This is a genomic window from Palleronia caenipelagi, assembly GCF_007004065.1.
GTDB lineage: Bacteria > Pseudomonadota > Alphaproteobacteria > Rhodobacterales > Rhodobacteraceae > Palleronia > Palleronia caenipelagi.
On sequence record NZ_VFSV01000055.1, the window covers coordinates 1 to 16,615 of the forward strand.

Below are 16,615 nucleotides of genomic sequence, written 5' to 3' on the forward strand. Positions count from 1 at the left end.
CTTGCACCGTTCACGCGCCGGTCGGGGAAATGGAAAGGCAAGGAAATGATCCGCGGAGGGCGCGCGGCTCTGCGATCTGCAATCTTCATGCCCGCATTGGTCGCAGTCAGGTTCAACGCCGATCTCAAGCGCAAGTACCAAGCCTTGCTGGACAAGGGAAAACCACCAAAACTCGCCATCACGGCAGTCATGCGCAAACTCATCCTGCTCGCCAACGCCCTGTTGCGTGACGGCCGAAAATGGGATGAACGCTCCGCTTGACCAAGACGGATACTACCGTTTTCCCCGTGAAGTCGTCGTCTACGCCGTTTGGGCCTGTCATCGGTTCCCGCTGAGCACGGCGGATGTGGAGGATCTGCTCGCCGAGCGAGGCGTCATCGTCAGCCGGGAAGCCGTTCGGAAATGGGTGAACCGGTTTGGCTCACATTTCGCACATTGCATCAAGCGCGACCGGCCCGCAGCGTCAGATAAGTGGCACCTCGATGAAGTCGTGATCCCGATTAACGGCGTCAAGATGTGGCTGTGGCGGGCCGTGGATGGTGAGGAGGACAAGAAATTGATCCGGGGGATCAATTTCCCGACGAACGCGATGTGCTCGACATTCTGGTGCAACCAAGGCGAGACGCCAAGGCTGCCAGGCGGTTTCTGAAACAGTTGATCGCCCGGTTTGGCCAGCCTCGCGTTATCGTCACGGACAAATTGCGCAGCTACATCAAACCGATCCGCGATCCGCCAGCTGGCTCCGGACGCAGATCATCGCGTCCACAAAGCCCTGATTAATCGTATTGATGGCTCGCACCGACCAACGCGGAAACGAGAAAAGCTTATGAGCAGGTTCAAGTCGGTCGGGCAAGCGCAGCGCTTCCTCTCCGCCCATGACCAGATCAATGTGATATTCAGACCCCGCAGCCACCGACTTACCGCCATCTCTTACCGTCACGCCAGATCAGATGTCTTTGATCTGTGGCGCAGCTACGCCCTCGAAATGACCGCATGATCGTATCCGCGCAGGACTCTTGAAATCGGTGCAGAACAAGTCGGTAATCCCGCAGGACTAGCTACCACGCACAAAAACTGGATCGGGACAAAGATACCCTCGCAAGGTCCAGTCGGACCAATGGAATGCCTATTGCTCGATCTGAAATCCCTTTGACACCTGTAATGCAGCCAGGGACCGCAATCGCCGAATTCGCCATTCGCGTCGTACTCGTAATCCGCATGAACTTTCTTTGTACCGTAGAATTATTGGCTTCACCGAACGCGAGCGGGGTGAGATGTGGTTATGCCTGCGGCATGAGTTCAAGAAAAATGCCCAAGCATCGGCACGTCGCCATTTCGCGGGCCACGGTTTGGGGCAGAGGACAGCGTTTTACATTCGGAAACCGGTCTCGCGTGGACGGTCTAATGATGCAGCACCTCGAACCTTCAGGTCTCCGTGTCTGACGTGCTGCAAAACAAGCTATGTAGCAGCTCAATAACCTGCCTTGGTTTGTCGTCGGTCAGGCTGTAGAAAATTGCTTTACCTTCCCGTCGCGGCGTGACGAGACCTTCGAGACGGAGCCTCGAGAGCTGTTGAGAAACCGCTGACTGACGGGCTTCGATGAGATCTTCGAGCTCGGTAACGGATTTCTCACCCGTCGCGAGATGACACAGAATCATAAGGCGACCCTCGTGGGCCAGCGCTTTGAGGAAACCCGCAGCTCTCTGCGCGTTCTCGGTCATCTCGTCGATGTCGTCCGGGCAGTGGTGCCCTGTCCCCGATGGATGATCCATCGAGGACTTCGGGGCAAGGTCGGGGTGAGGCCCAATATCCGGTATCATTGGTCGTTACCCTTTTGTTGTTCTTGGGGACCGGACCTCTTCAGCATGACAGAAAGCTGCCACCAAAAAAGCTCCTCTCCCGGATAGCCCTCTATCCGGGCGATTTCTTCAGTCTCTTTAACCAAAATGAATGTCGGTGTGAACCGCACCGCGCTTTTCAATGCGATATAATCGGGTTGGCCTTTACGCAAATCGAAGCGCCGCAAAGGTGCATTCTGGCCCTCGGCGGTTTTGGGGTAAATGGGGCCGATCTCGGCGTTCCAGCGCGCGCACCAGCTGCATCCCTCCTCCTCGGCCATGAGCAAAAAGGTCTCCGCCTGCGCCATGCCGGTCAGCAGGGTGCCGAGCAGTACAATTCGCCAAAAAGCCCCCACAGCCATCTCCGCGATTGACACAACAAGTGATATACATACTCTGATATCTGAATTTATCAAGGAATCCCTGCTCGCATGTTCGACGTTACACTTTTTGGGGCGCTGCTGGCAGGGCTTCTGTCCTTTCTCTCGCCCTGCATCCTGCCCATCGTCCCCTTCTACCTGTCCTATCTGGCGGGCGTCGGGATGAACCAGATCAGCGCCGAGGCCGAGATTGCTCCGGCCACGCGGCGGAGGGCGGTGATCGGTGCGATGCTCTTTGCCCTCGGGGTGATCACTGTGTTCATGGGGCTGGGTGCGACGGCGACGGCCTTTGGCCAGATGGTGCGGTCGTATTTCGATGTGCTGCGTTGGGTGGCCGCCGCAATTATCATTGGCATGGGTCTGCACTTTTTGGGTGTAATCCGCATCGGCATCCTCTACCGCCAGCTCCGCTCCGAGGCCGGTGATACGAGCAAAATGGGATATCTCGGAGCTTATGTAATTGGTCTGGCCTTCGCTTTTGGCTGGACCCCCTGCGTAGGTCCGGTGCTGGCCGCAATCCTGTTCACCGCGGCGGGCCAGGACAGCGCTGGTCAAGGCGCAACGTTGCTGTTTACCTATGGGGTGGGGATGACCTTACCCTTCGTGATCGCGGCGCTCTTTATCGGACCTTTCATGCGCTGGATCGCCCGGTTTCGGCGCCATCTGGGCGTCATGGAAAAGATCATGGGCGTGTTTCTCATCATCTTTGGTCTGCTGATCGCCACCAACACGATGAATTACATTGCCCAATGGATGCTCGACGTCATGCCGTTTTTCGGGCGCGTCGGCTGAATAAGAGGAGACACTTTGATGAAGCGACTGATCGCAACTTTTGTCACCGCCTTTCTGACCTGCGCTGCGCCCGTCACCGCGGCTGAGCTGGGCGATGACGGATTGCACAAGACGGACTGGATGCGCGACACATTCAAGGACTTGCCCGAGGACCTGGCGGAGGCCAACGCCGAGGGTAAACGCCTGCTGCTGATCATGGAGCAACGCGGCTGCATCTATTGTGACAAGATGCACGCTGAGGTCTTCCCCGACCCAAAGGTCCGCCAGGCCATCGAAGAGAATTACTTTGTGGTGCAGCTTAACCTTCATGGTGACATTGAGATCACCGATTTCGACGGAGAGACTCTTTCCGAGAAGGCCGCTGCACGGAAATGGGGGATTCTTTTCACGCCGACGATGATCTTCCTGCCCGAAGAGGTCCCCGAGGGCGCGACAGCCGCACAGGCGGCAGTGGCCACCATGCCCGGGGCGTTTGGAAAAGGCACCACATTCGACCTGCTGACCTGGGTGGCAGAACAGCGCTATCTCACTGATCCGGAAGAAGATTTTCAGCGCTACCACGCCCGGATGATTGTCGAACGCAACAACGGAAACACCGAATGACACATCTTAAAATTCATTTACCCGAATTTGTTGTTGCGTGATGAACGGGACGTGACCTAAGGTCCAAGAAAAGCGCTCAGGGAGGAAACATGACACGCATATGGCTCGCAGCCGCTGCATTGACCGCCGCGGCGATGCCGCTCCAGGCAGAAACAGTCGCCCCAACGGATGTCGCCTATACCGACGGAGCCGTCGAGATGTCGCTGACCGGCATGGCGGGTGATCCCGCTTCCGGGCGCGAGATCATGAATAAGGGCGCAGGCAACTGCATTGCCTGCCATCAGGTCACCGACCTGCCGGAATATGCTTTTCAGGGCAATGTGGGTCCGTCGCTCGACGGTGCAGCGGATCGCTGGAGCGAGGCGGATCTGCGCGGCATCGTCTCCAACGCCAAGGAGATGTTCCCCGACACGGTGATGCCTTCCTTCTACCGCACCACGGGCTTTACCCGCCCGGGAAATGCATACACCGGCAAGGCCGCCGAGGGCGATCTGGACCCGCTGCTCACTGCGCAGCAGGTCGAGGACGTGGTCGCGTATCTGCTGACGCTGACCGAATAACCGGCCGGCCCGGAAGACAAATCAGGAGATCAAAGAATGCAACTGACACGACGTGAAACGATCCTGGCGGGACTTGGGGCCTTTGCCGCGACGGCGCTGCCTCTGCCGCTCTTCGCCTCGGTGGAGGACTCCGTGGCGGCCTTTACCGGCGGGGCGGAGACCGGCTCGGACGGGATCACCCTGTCGACGCCGGAGATCGCCGAGAACGGCAACACGGTGCCGGTCGAGGTCTCGGCCCCCGGTGCGGTGTCCATCATGCTGCTCGCAGCGGGCAACCCGAACCCCGCGGTTGGCACGTTCAACTTCGGCCCGATGGCCGGTTCGCAGAGCGCCTCGACCCGCATCCGCCTCGCAGGCACGCAGGATGTCGTGGCAATTGCCAAGATGGCAGACGGCTCCTTCGTGCGCACGTCTAACGAAGTCAAGGTGACCATCGGCGGCTGCGGCGGCTGATCCCAGATAAGAGAAGGAACCACAATTATGGCAGACGGAGTTAAGCCCCGCGTCAAGGTCCCGAAGACGGCCTCTGCGGGCGAAGCGGTCACCATCAAGACCCTCATCAGCCACCCGATGGAATCGGGTCAGCGCAAGGACAAAGAGGGGAATCCGATCCCGCGCTCGATCATCAACCGTTTCACCGCTGAGTTCGGCGGAGAGATGGTGGTCGACGTGACCATGGAACCCGCAATCTCGACCAACCCCTATTTCGAGTTCGAGGCGATGGTCCCGGAGAGCGGCGAGTTCACCTTTACGTGGTACGACGATGACGGCTCGGTCTACACCGACACGAAGCCCATCGAAGTAACCTGATCGTGGCGCAACAGGGAGGAGACACGATGAGAGGTTACACATCATTGCTCGCCGGCACCGCGTTGTTCGCGCTCGGCACGCTGCCTCTGGCCGCTGGCCCCGATGACGACCAGCTGGTGATCAACGGCGAGACGGAGATCATTACCGAAGCGGCCGCGCCCGCCCACATGGAATATGTCGATACGATCTATTCCGGCTGGCGCTTCCGCACAGACGAGACGCAGGCGCTGGAGCTCGACGATTTCGACAATCCGGGCATGTTGACCGTGGATGCGGCGATTGAGGCGTATAACACCGTCGAAGGCAGCGCCGGCGAAAGCTGCGCGTCCTGCCATGGGGATGTCGACAGCTTCGCGGGCTTTGCGGCGACCATGCCGAAGGTCAACGAAGATACTGGCAAGCTGATGGTGATGGAAGACATCGTCAACACCTGCCGGACCGAGCAGATGGGTGCTGAAGCATGGAAATGGTCGGGCGATGACATGCAGGGCATGGTCGCGTTGATCAATCTCCAGTCCCGCGGTGAGCCCGTCAATGTGGCCATCGACGGCGCCGCTGCCCCCTTCTGGGAGCAGGGCAAGGAGATCTATTACACCCGCTACGGTCAGCTCGAACTGTCCTGTGCCAATTGCCACGAGGACAATTACGGCAACATGATCCGGGCCGACCATCTCAGCCAGGGCCAGATCAATGGCTTCCCGACCTACCGTCTGAAGCAGGCCAAGCTGATCTCGGTGCATAACCGCTTCCGCGGCTGCATCCGCGACACGCGGGCCGAAACCTTTGCCGAAGGCTCGGACGAGTTCCGCGCCCTTGAGCTCTACGTCCGCTCGCGCGGCAACGGGCTGTCGGTCGAAACCCCCGCCGTTCGTCAGTGAACCGGGCGCACCGCTCCGGCGGTGCGTCTCATCCTGCCCACTAACCCCGGAAATCCGCTTTCCGGGGAGGAGAAAGTTATGATCTCTCGCCGCGATTTCCTGCAGGCTTCTATGGCTGCGTCGGCCATTGTCGGCGCCTCGGGCTTTGGCAACTGGGCGCGTCTCGCCGCTCAACAAAGCCTCACCCAGGATCAGCTCCTGCAATTCGAGACTTTCGGAAATGTCTCGCTGATCCATATCACAGACATCCACGCCCAGATGGTGCCGATCTATTTCCGCGAACCGTCTGTCAATCTCGGCGTTGGCGGGAACAAGGGCGCCGTGCCCCATGTGACCGGCGCCGATTTCCGCAAGCTCTACGGCATCGACGATGGCAGCCCGTCCCACTACGCCCTGTCCTCCGGTGATTTCTCCGCGCTGGCGCAGGGATATGGACGGATGGGCGGCCTCGATCGTGTATCAACGGTCATCAATTCCATCCGGGCCGAGCGCCCCGATGCGCTGCTGCTGGACGGTGGCGACACCTGGCACGGGTCCTATACCTGCTATCAGACGGCGGGACAGGACATGGTCAACGTGATGAACGCGCTGAAGCCAGACGCGATGACCTTTCACTGGGAATTTACGCTGGGCTCCGACCGCGTCGCCGAACTGGTTGATGGACTGCCCTTCGCGGCGCTGGGCCAGAATATTTTCGACGCCGAGTGGGACGAGCCCGCAGAACTCTTCCCGCCCTATCAGTTCTTCGAACGCGGCGGGGTGAAGATCGCGGTGATCGGTCAGGCCTTCCCCTATATGCCCATCGCCAATCCCGGCTGGATGTTCCCCGAATTCTCCTTTGGCATTCGCGACGAGAATATGCAGGAGATGGTCGATCAGGTTCGCGCCGAAGGGGCCGAATGCGTGGTCTGCCTCAGCCATAACGGCTTTGACGTGGACAAGAAAATGGCCAGCATCGTCAAAGGGATCGACGTCATCCTGTCGGGCCATACCCATGATGCGCTGCCGGAACCTGTTCTGGTCGGCGAGACGATCATCGTGGCCTCCGGCTCCAACGGAAAATTCGTCTCCCGCGTGGATCTCGACATTCAGAACGGGCGGATGATGGGCTTCCGGCACAAGCTGATCCCGATCTTCTCCGACGTGATCACCCCCGATCCCGAAGTCGCCTCGGTGATCGAGGCCGAACGCGCGCCCTTTGCCGATACGCTCTCCGAGGTGATCGGGCAGACCGACAGCCTTCTCTACCGTCGAGGCAACTTCAACGGGAGCTGGGACGACCTGATCTGCGACGCACTCCTGAGCCAACGCGACGCCGAGATCGCCCTGTCGCCCGGCGTCCGCTGGGGGCCTTCCCTGATCCCCGGACAGAACATCACCCGCGAGGATCTCTGGAACGTCACCTCGATGACCTATCCCAACGCCTACCGCACGGAAATGACGGGGGAATTCCTGAAAGTCGTGCTGGAAGACGTGGCCGACAACATCTTCAACCCCGACCCCTATTACCAGCAGGGCGGCGACATGGTCCGCACCGGGGGGCTGGGCTACCGCATCGACGTGAACAAGCCGCAGGGCGAGCGGATCAGCAACATGACGCTGCTCTCCACCGGTGAGGCCATTGATCCCGCGCGCGCCTACATGGTCGCGGGCTGGGCCAGCGTCAACGAAGGCACCGAAGGCCCGCCCATCTGGGACGTGGTCGAGGCCCATATCCGGGAGCAAGGCACCGTCAGCCTCGCCCCACGACAGTCTGTCGACGTCGTCACCGACTGAGGAGGACCCACATGAGCGACGGAAACACCACCAGACGCGGCGTTCTGCGCGGCGCCCTGGCCGGATCGGCTGCGCTGGCCGCCGGTCGCGCGGCCGCCGAGAGCGATCCGCTGATCACCGAATTGCAGGACTGGACGAGCTTTGGCGGCGACCCGATCACGGCGCGCCCCTATGGCCTGCCAATCCGGTTCGAAGCCGATGTCATTCGCCGCAACGTGCCATGGCTGACCGCGGACCCGGTGAGTTCGATCAACTTTACCCCGATCCACGCGCTGGAGGGCACGATCACGCCGCAAGGTTGTGCCTTCGAGCGGCACCATTCCGGCGCCATTGAACTGGCCAAAGAAAACTACCGGTTGATGATCAACGGACTCGTCGATCAGCCGCTGGTCTTCAGCTATGCCGATCTGGAGCGTTTCCCGCGCGAAAACCACGTCTATTTTTGCGAATGTGCCGCCAATACCGGCATGGAATGGGCGGGAGCACAGCTCAACGGGGCCCAGTTCACTCACGGGATGCTCCACAACATGGAATATACCGGCATCCCCATGCGCACCCTTCTGCAAGAGGCCGGGCTCGGCGCGGCGGGGGATCTGGCGGATAAGTGGATCTATGTCGAAGGCGCCGATGCGTCCTCCAACGGTCGGTCGATCCCGATGGAAAAGGCGCTCGACGATGTGCTCGTCGCCTTCAAGGCCAATGGCGAGGCCTTGCGCAAGGAGCATGGCTACCCCGTTCGCCTCGTCGTCCCCGGTTGGGAAGGCAATATGTGGGTCAAATGGCTGCGCCGGATCGAGGTCACAGATGGCCCGGTCGAGAGCCGCGAGGAGACCTCGAAATACACCGATGTGCTTGAGGACGGTACGGCGCGGAAGTGGACCTGGGTGATGGATGCGAAATCCGTCATCACCTCGCCCAGCCCGCAACAGCCGATCACCCATGGTCACGGCCCCGTGGTCATCACCGGCCTTGCCTGGTCCGGCCATGGCAAGATCACCAGGGTCGACGTTTCCAAGGATGGCGGCATGACCTGGGAGACAGCCCGGCTGGATCGCGGCAGCGACCCCAAGGCGCTCGCGCGGTTCTACCTCGACACCGAATGGAACGGGGAGCCGTGGTTGCTGCAATCCCGCGCCATGGACGAGACGGGCTATGTCCAGCCGACCAAAGCTGCGCTGCGCGAGGTCCGGGGCGAGAACTCCGTCTATCATAACAATTGTATCCAGACCTGGGCCATTGCTGCGGATGGGAGTGCCGAAAATGTCGAACTGTCCTGACATCCTGCGGGCCGCCCTTTTGGGCACCGCCCTGACGACGCTCGCTCTTCCCGCAGTCGCCGAGCCATTGGGTCTTGGCCGCGCCGCCACTCCCGAGGAGATCGCAGCGTGGGATGTGAATGTCATGCCCGACGGCACGGGGCTGCCCCCGGGCGAGGGCGATGTGTGGACTGGCGATGAGGTCTTTGCCGAATATTGCGCCTCCTGCCACGGCGATTTCGCCGAGGGGCGCGATGCCTGGCCGAAACTGGCAGGCGGGTTTGGTTCGCTCGACAAGGTCGATCCGGTCAAGACAGTCGGTTCCTTCTGGCCCTATGTCTCGACCGTCTGGGACTACGTGAACCGTTCCATGCCTTTCGGGGGCGCGGGCAATCTCACGCCGGACGAGGTCTACGCCATCACCGCCTATATCCTCTATTCCAACGATCTGGTGGATGAGGATTTTGTCCTGTCGCCCGAAACCTGGGATCAGGTGGAAATGCCCAACGTCGATGGCTTCATCATCGATGACCGGGCCGAGGCCGAATACGCGGTCTGGCGGGCAGAGCCCTGCATGACCGATTGCCGGGATGCGCCTGCTACGATCAACCGCCGTGCCAGCGATGTGGGCGTGACGCCTGCCGATGACGGTACCATGGTCGAGAGCCCCATGGAAGCGCTGCTGGCCAAATATGGCGGCACCGAATGGGGCGCCGAGCGGGTATCGGGCAGCGTCTATATGGACGGTCGCCCCGATGAGATGGCTGCCATGCCCGAAGCCGCAGAAACCGAAGCGGTACAGGAAGCCAATGCCGAGCCTACCGCTCCGGCGGCGGCTGAACCCGAGCCCGAGGCCGAAACCGGTCCTGATCCCGTCGTGGTTGCCGCGGGCGAAAAGGTTTTCAAGCGCTGCAGCGCCTGCCACGCCGTGGGTGACGGAGCCCGGAACAAGTCCGGCCCTCAGTTAAATGGTATTATCGGCCGCCCTGTCGCCGCACTCGAAGATTTCCGCTACTCCAAGGTCTTCACCACACTCGGCGAAGAGGGGCAGGTCTGGGATATGGATAGTCTGACCGAGTTCCTCGCGAATCCGCGTGCCTGGGCAAAGGGGACGAAAATGTCTTTTGCCGGGCTGAAATCAGAGTACGATATTCATGCGGTGATTGTGTATCTTGAAGCTGCGTCTGACTGAGACGAGGGCGCCGTCTCCCCCGGGGCGGCGGCGCCACAGCATATAGGAGGATGACCATGAAACAGGCACTCACCGCGCTGGTGATCAGCGCCTTGCCCGCCATGGCTGCTGCGGAAGGGGCCGTCGTGACCCCGTATGAGGGCAGCTTTGACGACGCAACATTCGCCGTTGAAAATGCTATCACCAATCAGGGCTATGTGGTCGACTATGTAAGCCATGTGAACGACATGCTCCAGCGCACCGGCAAGGATCTGGGGAGCGGGGCCGAGATTTTCAAGGATGCGCAGATCTATGTCTTTTGCTCCGCCGTGGTCAGCCGCAAGGTCATGGAGGCCGATCCGATGAATATCGCCTACTGCCCCTATGGCATCTTCGTGGCCGAGAACGATGATGGCGTGATGATCGGGCGACGGGATTATCCAGACGGCCCAATGGATATCGTTGAGGAGATGCTGGACAGCATCATTGCCGAAGCCGCAGAGGGCTGACGCCCGAGGAGAACACGCATGACGATCACACGTCGACGATTTGTCCAAATAGCCGCGGCTTTGCCGGCGTTGAGCGCGTTGCCCCGTTTTGCTCTGGCCGAGATGGCATTGGGCGAGGCGACCCTGACCACGGTCAGCGACGGCACGCTCACCTTGCCGGCGGACTTCATCTTCGGCCCCATGCCCGCCGATGTGATCGCATCGATCCGCGCCGAATTCGGCCTGACCGATGGCCCGCTGACCCCCGAATGCAATCTTGCGCTGTACCGTGACGGGACCAACACGGTTCTGTTCGATGCGGGTTCAGGGACAGGTTTCATGCCCTCCGCGGGTATCTTGCCTGACAGTCTTGACGCCTTGGGGGTCAGCGCCGATGAGATCACCCATGTGATCTTCACGCATGGCCACCCCGACCATCTCTGGGGTGTCCTGGATGATTTCGACGACCCGGCTTTCCCTGAGGCTAAACTGATGATGGGCCGGGCCGAGTGGGACTATTGGTGGAACCCCGAAACGGTGAACGAAATCGGCGATGCGCGCGCTGCCTTCGCGGCCGGCGCCCGGCGTCGCATGGAGGCAATTGAGGATCAGATCGCATTCTTCGACGATGGTGACGAAGTGTTGCCGGGAGTGGCGGCGATTTCGACCCCCGGTCATACGCCGGGTCACATGTCCTTTGAGATCCGCCAGGGTGGATCCGCAGCGCTGGTGATCGGAGACGCGATCGGCAATCATCACGTCGCCTTCCAGCGTCCAGATCTGCTTAGCGGATCAGACCAGAACAAGGAACTGGCTGCGGAGACCCGGAAGGCGTTGCTCGACCGTATCACCTCCGAAGATCTGACGATTGTCGGCTTTCATCTTCCCGGTGGTGGCATGGGTCGCGCTGAAACCCGTGGAGACGGCTACCGCTTTGTTTCCGGTTAACACCACACTGAGGACAATGACGCGCTCGAGACGCGCAGTTCGCTGGTCATCCCAATCAGTGCAGCGCTGCTTGAGATTCGGTTCCGGCGACCTGGAAGGATCGTCTGGAATGCAGGGCACCGCCCTCTGAGCAGTGCCAATCATGTGAACGCCTCTTCGACCCGTGTAACTTGAAAAAGGCTTGAATCTCGCGCAATCAGACCCTTTCGGACTTAGATGGGTCACATGTCAAAATACGGAATATTCGGAGTTGCCCTGCTCGCGGCCATTGGTCTGTGGCTTGCGTTGTCAGGCAAAAGCACTGAACCGGCGTCCGGGGACACCATGACTTCTGGAAGTGGCGCATCGGCGCTGGCGGATGTCGTGGTGCCTGACACTCTTTCGGCCAATGCGCAGGTGGGCAAGGTGGCATTCGAAGCCAAGTGCGCCGAGTGTCATGGGGAGAATGCCGCCGGCAAGGACAAAGCCGGGCCACCGCTCATTCACAAGATTTACGAGCCAAGTCACCACGGCGATGCCTCATTTTTGCTGGCGGCTCAAAATGGCGTTCGGGCGCATCACTGGTCGTTTGGTAACATGCCCGCCGTCGACGGCGTGACCGATGGCGACGTAAAGTCTATCATTGCCTATGTGCGTGAATTACAGCGCGCCAACGGTATCAACTGAGGTGTCAGGCAAAGAGGTCACAGACATGAATATGAAGGCTTGGTTGGTCGCACTGGCTCTGAGCTCCAGCGCATTTGCAGCGTTTGCCCATTCCGGCGCCATGGGCGTCACCAAGGAACGGATGGATGCTATGGGCGAGATGGGCGACGCGATGAAGCGTCTGACCCCGATGATGCGCGGCGAGACTGACTATGATCCTCAGGTTGTCCGCGACGCCGCGGATGTGATGATCCGTCACTCTGGATCGCAGATGACGGAGCTGTTTCCCGAGGGGTCGAATGGGGCCCCGTCCGAAGCGCTCGACAAGATCTGGGAGGACTGGGATGCGTTTTCCGCCCTCGCAGACGCGCTGGCCGACCGTGCAGAGGGCATGAAGCGGGCTGCCGAAAATGATCTGGCCGGGCCCGATGCAGCTCCAACCGGCGGAATGATGGGCAACAACCAGGCAATGATGGGCGGTGCGCAAGGGATGATGGGTCAGGGCCATAGCATGATGAGCGGGGGTCCCGGAGAGATGATGTCCGCCGATTTGCTGGCCGAGATGCCGGTTAGCGCGGGTTTCATGGCCGTAACACAGACGTGCTCCGCCTGCCATCAGACCTTCCGCGCCAAGAAAAAGTAAGCCGTGTCGCGCTTCGTTCGTTCTTTTGTGTTTCTTGCGGTCGGTGCGGGTGCCACCGCTGCTGGAATGATGGCATGGCCCATCGGAATGGATCCGCCGGACGGGCTGGACATGTTGACCGGGGATGTGGACCGGGGGGCCTATTTGGCGCGCGCGTCCGGATGTATCGCGTGCCACAGCAATTTCGAGGCGGGCGGGGCTCCTCTGGCGGGCGGTAAGCCGATCGTCACGCGGTTTGGCACATTCTACCCGCCCAATATCACAACCGACCCAGAACATGGCATCGGAGCCTGGACCGTGTCGGATTTTGCGCGCGCGGTCCGTCAGGGGATCTCGCCCGAGGGTGATCCCTACTATCCGACATTCACCTATATGTTCTATGGCGACTTCTCGGATCAGGACATTGCCGATCTTTGGTCCGCGTTTCAGACTGTTCCCGCCGTGGCAGAGCCATCACCGCCGCAGGAGGCGATCTTTCCGCTCGGTCAGCGCTGGGTCATGAAACTATGGCGCGCTGCGTTTCTGATGGAACCAGACACGGCAGCCGATCCCGAGCAAACGGCGCAATGGAACCGCGGCAAGTGGCTGGTCGAAGGTGCAGGTCATTGCGGTGCATGCCATACACCGCGGAACCTCGCCGGTGCCCGCATCGACACCGAGCGCTTTGCCGGAAATGACCGCCTGCCGGAGAAGAACCAAGCCCCCGCGATCCGTCCAACAGATCTGCGAGACTCCGGGTGGGACCTGACCAGTCTGGCCTATGCCCTCCGCAGCGGTATAATGCCGGATGGCGACGTGTTTGGCGGCACCATGGCCGAGGTCGTTACAGAAGGTACGCGCTTTCTCAGTGATGACGACCTGACAGCCATCGCGACCTATTTGTTGCAAAGCAATTTGCCGGAGGACACAAACTGATGCCACTGACATTTGACCGGAGGCAATTCCTCGCATCGGGTGTCGCGCTTGCGACGTTGGGGCCGGGGGGTGCAAGCGCTTCGGCGTCAGGTGTGCTGCGTGCAGGGGTATCGGATCTCCAGCTTTTGCCCGAAGATTACGGTCCGACGCAGATCTGGGGCTTCGATGGCAGAGCGCCCGGGCCTGAGATCCGGGTGGCTCAGGGAACACGCGTGCAGCGACAGCTTGTGAATGACTTGCCCGATGCTACCTCGGTGCACTGGCATGGCATCCGTATCGACAATGCGATGGACGGCGTTGTGGGTCTGACTCAGGAAGCTGTCGCCCCGGGAAGCCGGTTCGACTATGATTTCGTCGTCCCTGATGCCGGAACGTATTGGTATCACGCGCATAACCGTTCCTTCGAACAAGTCGCACGCGGCCTCCATGGAGCGCTGATCGTTGAAGAGGCCGCGCCTCTCGACATTGATCACGAAGAGGTGCTCATTCTCGATGATTGGCTGATTGATCCGGAAACGGCACAAATAGCGCCAAATTTTGGCGCCATGCACGACCTGAGCCACGGCGGGCGATTGGGCAACTATATCACGACGAACGGGCGCTATAACCTGTCGAAAGAGGTCAAGCGTCACGAGCGACTTCGGTTGCGGCTGATCAACGCCGCGAATGCACGGATCTTTCAGTTATCGATCGAAGGACTTGAAGGATGGGTCATCGCGCAGGACGGGATGCCGCTCTCTCAGCCCCGGCCGATAGAAGACACCTTCCTCCTCGCACCCGCCCAGCGTCTCGACCTGATTGTTGATGTAACCGCTGATGCGGGTGAAGCTGCGCATCTGGTGCAGATTGATCGCAATGGGGCTTTCTCGCAGGTCGCGTTCGAAGTGACTGGTGACGGGAGCCGTGCCCGCCGCCCGATGCCGTCTGCGTTGCCACCTAACCCCCATGCAACTCCTGAACTTGCAAACGCGACAAAGATTGCGCTGGTCATGGAAGGCGGCGCCATGGGAGGTATGAGTGGTGCAATGATGGACGGGCGCATGTCTCCGATGCAGGATCTCGTTCAGAAGGGTCAGTTCTGGGCGTTCAACGGGGCGGTTGGCGATATGAAAGGTCCACCGCTGGCTAAGTTATCGCGCGGAGAAACGGTCCGGCTGAAGCTCAGCAACTCCACAGCTTTCCCTCACGCGATCCATCTTCATGGGCAACATTTCCTCGAAGTGGAGCTGAACGGTGGATTGGGCGACCTCCGGGATACGACTTTGCTCGATAGCGACGAGACCCGCGAGATCGTCTTTGTGGCGGATAATCCGGGCAAATGGCTTTTGCATTGCCACATGCTGTCCCATGCGGTTTCAGGCATGACAACCTGGATCGATGTAGCCTGACGCGCTGTCGGTCTGGGATATCTGATCGGATCGTATGAGGTCGACCCGGTCAGTCGATCCTATTTTTAAGTCTCCCGACCGCGTCTCCGCCGAGGCGGTGTCGTACTTTGGTTTGTCTACAGCGTGATGCGGTCATTCAGTCTTCATTTCGAACCACAGCTTTGTTGGAAGAGGCAAAGTGTTTGGTGATCCACTGGACGTCACCTATTTGGTGCGTCGGTGCTTCTGGCAAGCGGTCACTTTCCTAAATGAGAGCGGCGGTGTGAAAGTTGTCCACGGTAGCGGCGGGATAAGCCTGCTGCGAGCCGCGTAAACGTCGTTCACGTTTGCCCATCCAGTTTGGGACGCCGGATCGGTGCTGACCGCCGATAGCCAGGTGGGATCGACGGCTGCAAAGCGTAGAGAACGTTCGACACTACAAGCGATCCCACAGATCGTTTGCCGGACGCTCGAACTCCAGCGGCAGTCGCGTATGACGTGAGAATGCGACGACCATCGCCTCCTCTGAATCGTTCAGGACGGTGGAGCGTGGCCTCTTGGGGCCGGTCTTCGAATCCTCCACCGTGGCCCGCTTACGTCACTTTGCGACGGTCTTGTGATTGATCCCCAACTTCCGGCTCAGCTGCGCGAGCGAAGCTTGCGTCCGGTCGTATTGCCGGTCTGACGGCGTGCCTTCGGCATTGTCCTCGGACCATGGCGGATCGATGCCTCAGTGTGGCGCTCCAGTGACGAACTTGTCCCATAGCGCTTCCTTCCATTCCTGAGAAAGAACCGAACCATCAGTCCATGGGATCAAACACCTTATGTGTCTCGTTCCTAATATAGTTGCCCCGTCGCCGCTCCCGGCCAGGACCGGCGACGGGATTACCAACTTGTTCTGCACCGATTTCAAGAGTCCTGCGCGGATACGATCATGCGGTTATTTCGAGGGCGTAGCTGCGCCACAGATCGAAGGCATCTGATCTGGCGTGGCGGTAAGAGATGGCTGAAAGTCGGTAGCGGCGGGGTCTGAATATCACATTGATCTGGTCATGGACGGAGAGGAAGCGCTGCGCTTGCCTGAGCGATTTGAACCGGCTCATGAGCTTTTCTCGTTTCCGCGTTGGTCGGTGCGAGCCCTCAATACGATTATTGAGGCCCTTATGAGCCCGGTGATCTGCGTCCGGAGCCAGCGGGCAGATCGGTTTGATATAGCTGCGCAATTTGTTCTTGACGATAATGCGGGGCTGGCCAAACCGGGCGATCAACTGTTTCAGAAACCGCCTGGCAGCCTTGGCGTTTCGCCTTGGCTGCACCAGAATGTCGAGCACATCGCGTTCGTCGGGAAATTGATCCCCCGGATCAATTTCTTGTCCTCCTCACCATCCACGTCCCGCCATAACCACATCTTGATGCCGTTGATCGGGACGGCGACTTCATCGAGGTGCCACTTATCTGACGCTGCGGGCCGGTCGCGCTTGATGCAATGCGCGAAATGCCGACCAAACCGGTTCACCCATTTCCGAACGGCTTCCCGGCTGACG

Annotated in this window: 18 protein-coding genes and 3 pseudogenes; 17 read left to right on the forward strand and 4 right to left on the reverse strand. The window is 60.1% G+C overall.

Annotated elements, in window-relative coordinates; genetic code table 11:
- Together FEV53_RS17650 and FEV53_RS21955 are read left to right on the forward strand one after the other, a co-directional pair.
- Nucleotides 1–261 (forward strand): transposase (locus tag FEV53_RS17650; protein ID WP_142836061.1); only part of this gene is annotated, 261 nt, incomplete at its 5' end.
- A pseudogene (locus tag FEV53_RS21955) lies at nt 245–997 on the forward strand (IS6 family transposase). The gene FEV53_RS17650 and the pseudogene FEV53_RS21955, both read left to right, overlap by 17 nt.
- 428 nt (nt 998–1,425) lie before the next feature.
- Here the strand turns inward: FEV53_RS21955 and FEV53_RS17660 are convergent.
- On the reverse strand, nt 1,426–1,773 hold the full coding sequence (locus FEV53_RS17660; RefSeq protein ID WP_142836076.1) for an ArsR/SmtB family transcription factor: 348 nt from the start codon (nt 1,771–1,773) through the stop codon (nt 1,426–1,428).
- 44 nt (nt 1,774–1,817) lie between these two features.
- Nucleotides 1,818–2,201, reverse strand: coding sequence for a hypothetical protein (locus tag FEV53_RS17665; protein WP_425465502.1), 384 nt, complete (start codon nt 2,199–2,201; stop codon nt 1,818–1,820).
- A 69-nt stretch (nt 2,202–2,270) separates the two neighbouring features.
- On the opposite strand from FEV53_RS17665, the gene FEV53_RS17670 reads away from it, so the two are divergent.
- The 15 genes from FEV53_RS17670 to FEV53_RS17740 all read left to right on the forward strand — a co-directional run bounded on the left by FEV53_RS17670 (nt 2,271) and on the right by FEV53_RS17740 (nt 15,092).
- The gene (locus FEV53_RS17670) at nt 2,271–3,011 is read left to right on the forward strand and encodes a cytochrome c biogenesis CcdA family protein (RefSeq protein ID WP_142836062.1); all 741 of its coding nucleotides are present in this window, start codon (nt 2,271–2,273) and stop codon (nt 3,009–3,011) included.
- An 18-nt stretch (nt 3,012–3,029) separates the two neighbouring features.
- Nucleotides 3,030–3,614 carry a thioredoxin family protein gene (locus FEV53_RS17675; protein ID WP_142836063.1) on the forward strand — a complete coding sequence of 195 codons (585 nt, stop codon included), beginning with the start codon at nt 3,030–3,032 and terminating at the stop codon, nt 3,612–3,614.
- A gap of 89 nt (nt 3,615–3,703) precedes the next feature.
- Nucleotides 3,704–4,174, forward strand: a complete 471-nt coding sequence (gene soxX, locus FEV53_RS17680) for a sulfur oxidation c-type cytochrome SoxX (protein WP_142836064.1) — start codon at nt 3,704–3,706, stop codon at nt 4,172–4,174.
- A 36-nt stretch (nt 4,175–4,210) separates the two neighbouring features.
- On the forward strand, nt 4,211–4,627 hold the full coding sequence (soxY, locus tag FEV53_RS17685; RefSeq protein ID WP_142836065.1) for a thiosulfate oxidation carrier protein SoxY: 417 nt from the start codon (nt 4,211–4,213) through the stop codon (nt 4,625–4,627).
- 27 nt (nt 4,628–4,654) lie between these two features.
- Nucleotides 4,655–4,984: a thiosulfate oxidation carrier complex protein SoxZ gene (soxZ, locus tag FEV53_RS17690; protein WP_142836066.1), complete on the forward strand. Its 330-nt coding sequence runs from the start codon at nt 4,655–4,657 to the stop codon at nt 4,982–4,984.
- 26 nt (nt 4,985–5,010) lie between these two features.
- Entirely contained in the window at nt 5,011–5,862 is an 852-nt protein-coding gene (soxA, locus tag FEV53_RS17695; RefSeq protein ID WP_142836067.1) for a sulfur oxidation c-type cytochrome SoxA, read from the forward strand.
- Between the two features lie 78 nt (nt 5,863–5,940).
- The gene (soxB, locus tag FEV53_RS17700; RefSeq protein ID WP_142836068.1) at nt 5,941–7,638 is read left to right on the forward strand and encodes a thiosulfohydrolase SoxB; all 1,698 of its coding nucleotides are present in this window, start codon (nt 5,941–5,943) and stop codon (nt 7,636–7,638) included.
- A gap of 11 nt (nt 7,639–7,649) precedes the next feature.
- Nucleotides 7,650–8,915: a sulfite dehydrogenase gene (soxC, locus tag FEV53_RS17705; RefSeq protein WP_142836069.1), complete on the forward strand. Its 1,266-nt coding sequence runs from the start codon at nt 7,650–7,652 to the stop codon at nt 8,913–8,915.
- A complete protein-coding gene (locus FEV53_RS17710) occupies nt 8,899–10,086 on the forward strand; it encodes a c-type cytochrome (RefSeq protein WP_142836070.1) in 1,188 nt (395 codons plus the stop codon). The genes soxC and FEV53_RS17710 overlap by 17 nt, the downstream gene beginning before the upstream one ends.
- 56 nt (nt 10,087–10,142) lie before the next feature.
- On the forward strand, nt 10,143–10,574 hold the full coding sequence (locus tag FEV53_RS17715) for a DUF302 domain-containing protein (protein WP_142836071.1): 432 nt from the start codon (nt 10,143–10,145) through the stop codon (nt 10,572–10,574).
- Nucleotides 10,575–10,592: 18 nt separating this feature from the next.
- Entirely contained in the window at nt 10,593–11,501 is a 909-nt protein-coding gene (locus FEV53_RS17720) for an MBL fold metallo-hydrolase (protein WP_142836072.1), read from the forward strand.
- A gap of 225 nt (nt 11,502–11,726) precedes the next feature.
- On the forward strand, nt 11,727–12,167 hold the full coding sequence (locus FEV53_RS17725; RefSeq protein ID WP_142836073.1) for a c-type cytochrome: 441 nt from the start codon (nt 11,727–11,729) through the stop codon (nt 12,165–12,167).
- Nucleotides 12,168–12,192: 25 nt separating this feature from the next.
- A complete protein-coding gene (locus FEV53_RS17730; RefSeq protein WP_142836074.1) occupies nt 12,193–12,789 on the forward strand; it encodes a c-type cytochrome in 597 nt (198 codons plus the stop codon).
- Between the two features lie 3 nt (nt 12,790–12,792).
- Nucleotides 12,793–13,704 carry a c-type cytochrome gene (locus FEV53_RS17735; RefSeq protein ID WP_425465503.1) on the forward strand — a complete coding sequence of 304 codons (912 nt, stop codon included), beginning with the start codon at nt 12,793–12,795 and terminating at the stop codon, nt 13,702–13,704.
- Complete coding sequence (locus tag FEV53_RS17740; protein WP_142836075.1) at nt 13,704–15,092, forward strand: multicopper oxidase family protein; 1,389 nt, start codon at nt 13,704–13,706, stop codon at nt 15,090–15,092. Before FEV53_RS17735 ends, FEV53_RS17740 begins: the two co-directional genes overlap by 1 nt.
- Nucleotides 15,093–15,546: 454 nt before the next feature.
- Here FEV53_RS17740 and FEV53_RS22190 read toward each other — a convergent pair.
- A pseudogene (locus FEV53_RS22190) lies at nt 15,547–15,835 on the reverse strand (hypothetical protein); the annotation flags it as partial.
- Between the two features lie 168 nt (nt 15,836–16,003).
- Nucleotides 16,004–16,615, reverse strand: a pseudogene (locus tag FEV53_RS17750) (IS6 family transposase); the annotation flags it as partial.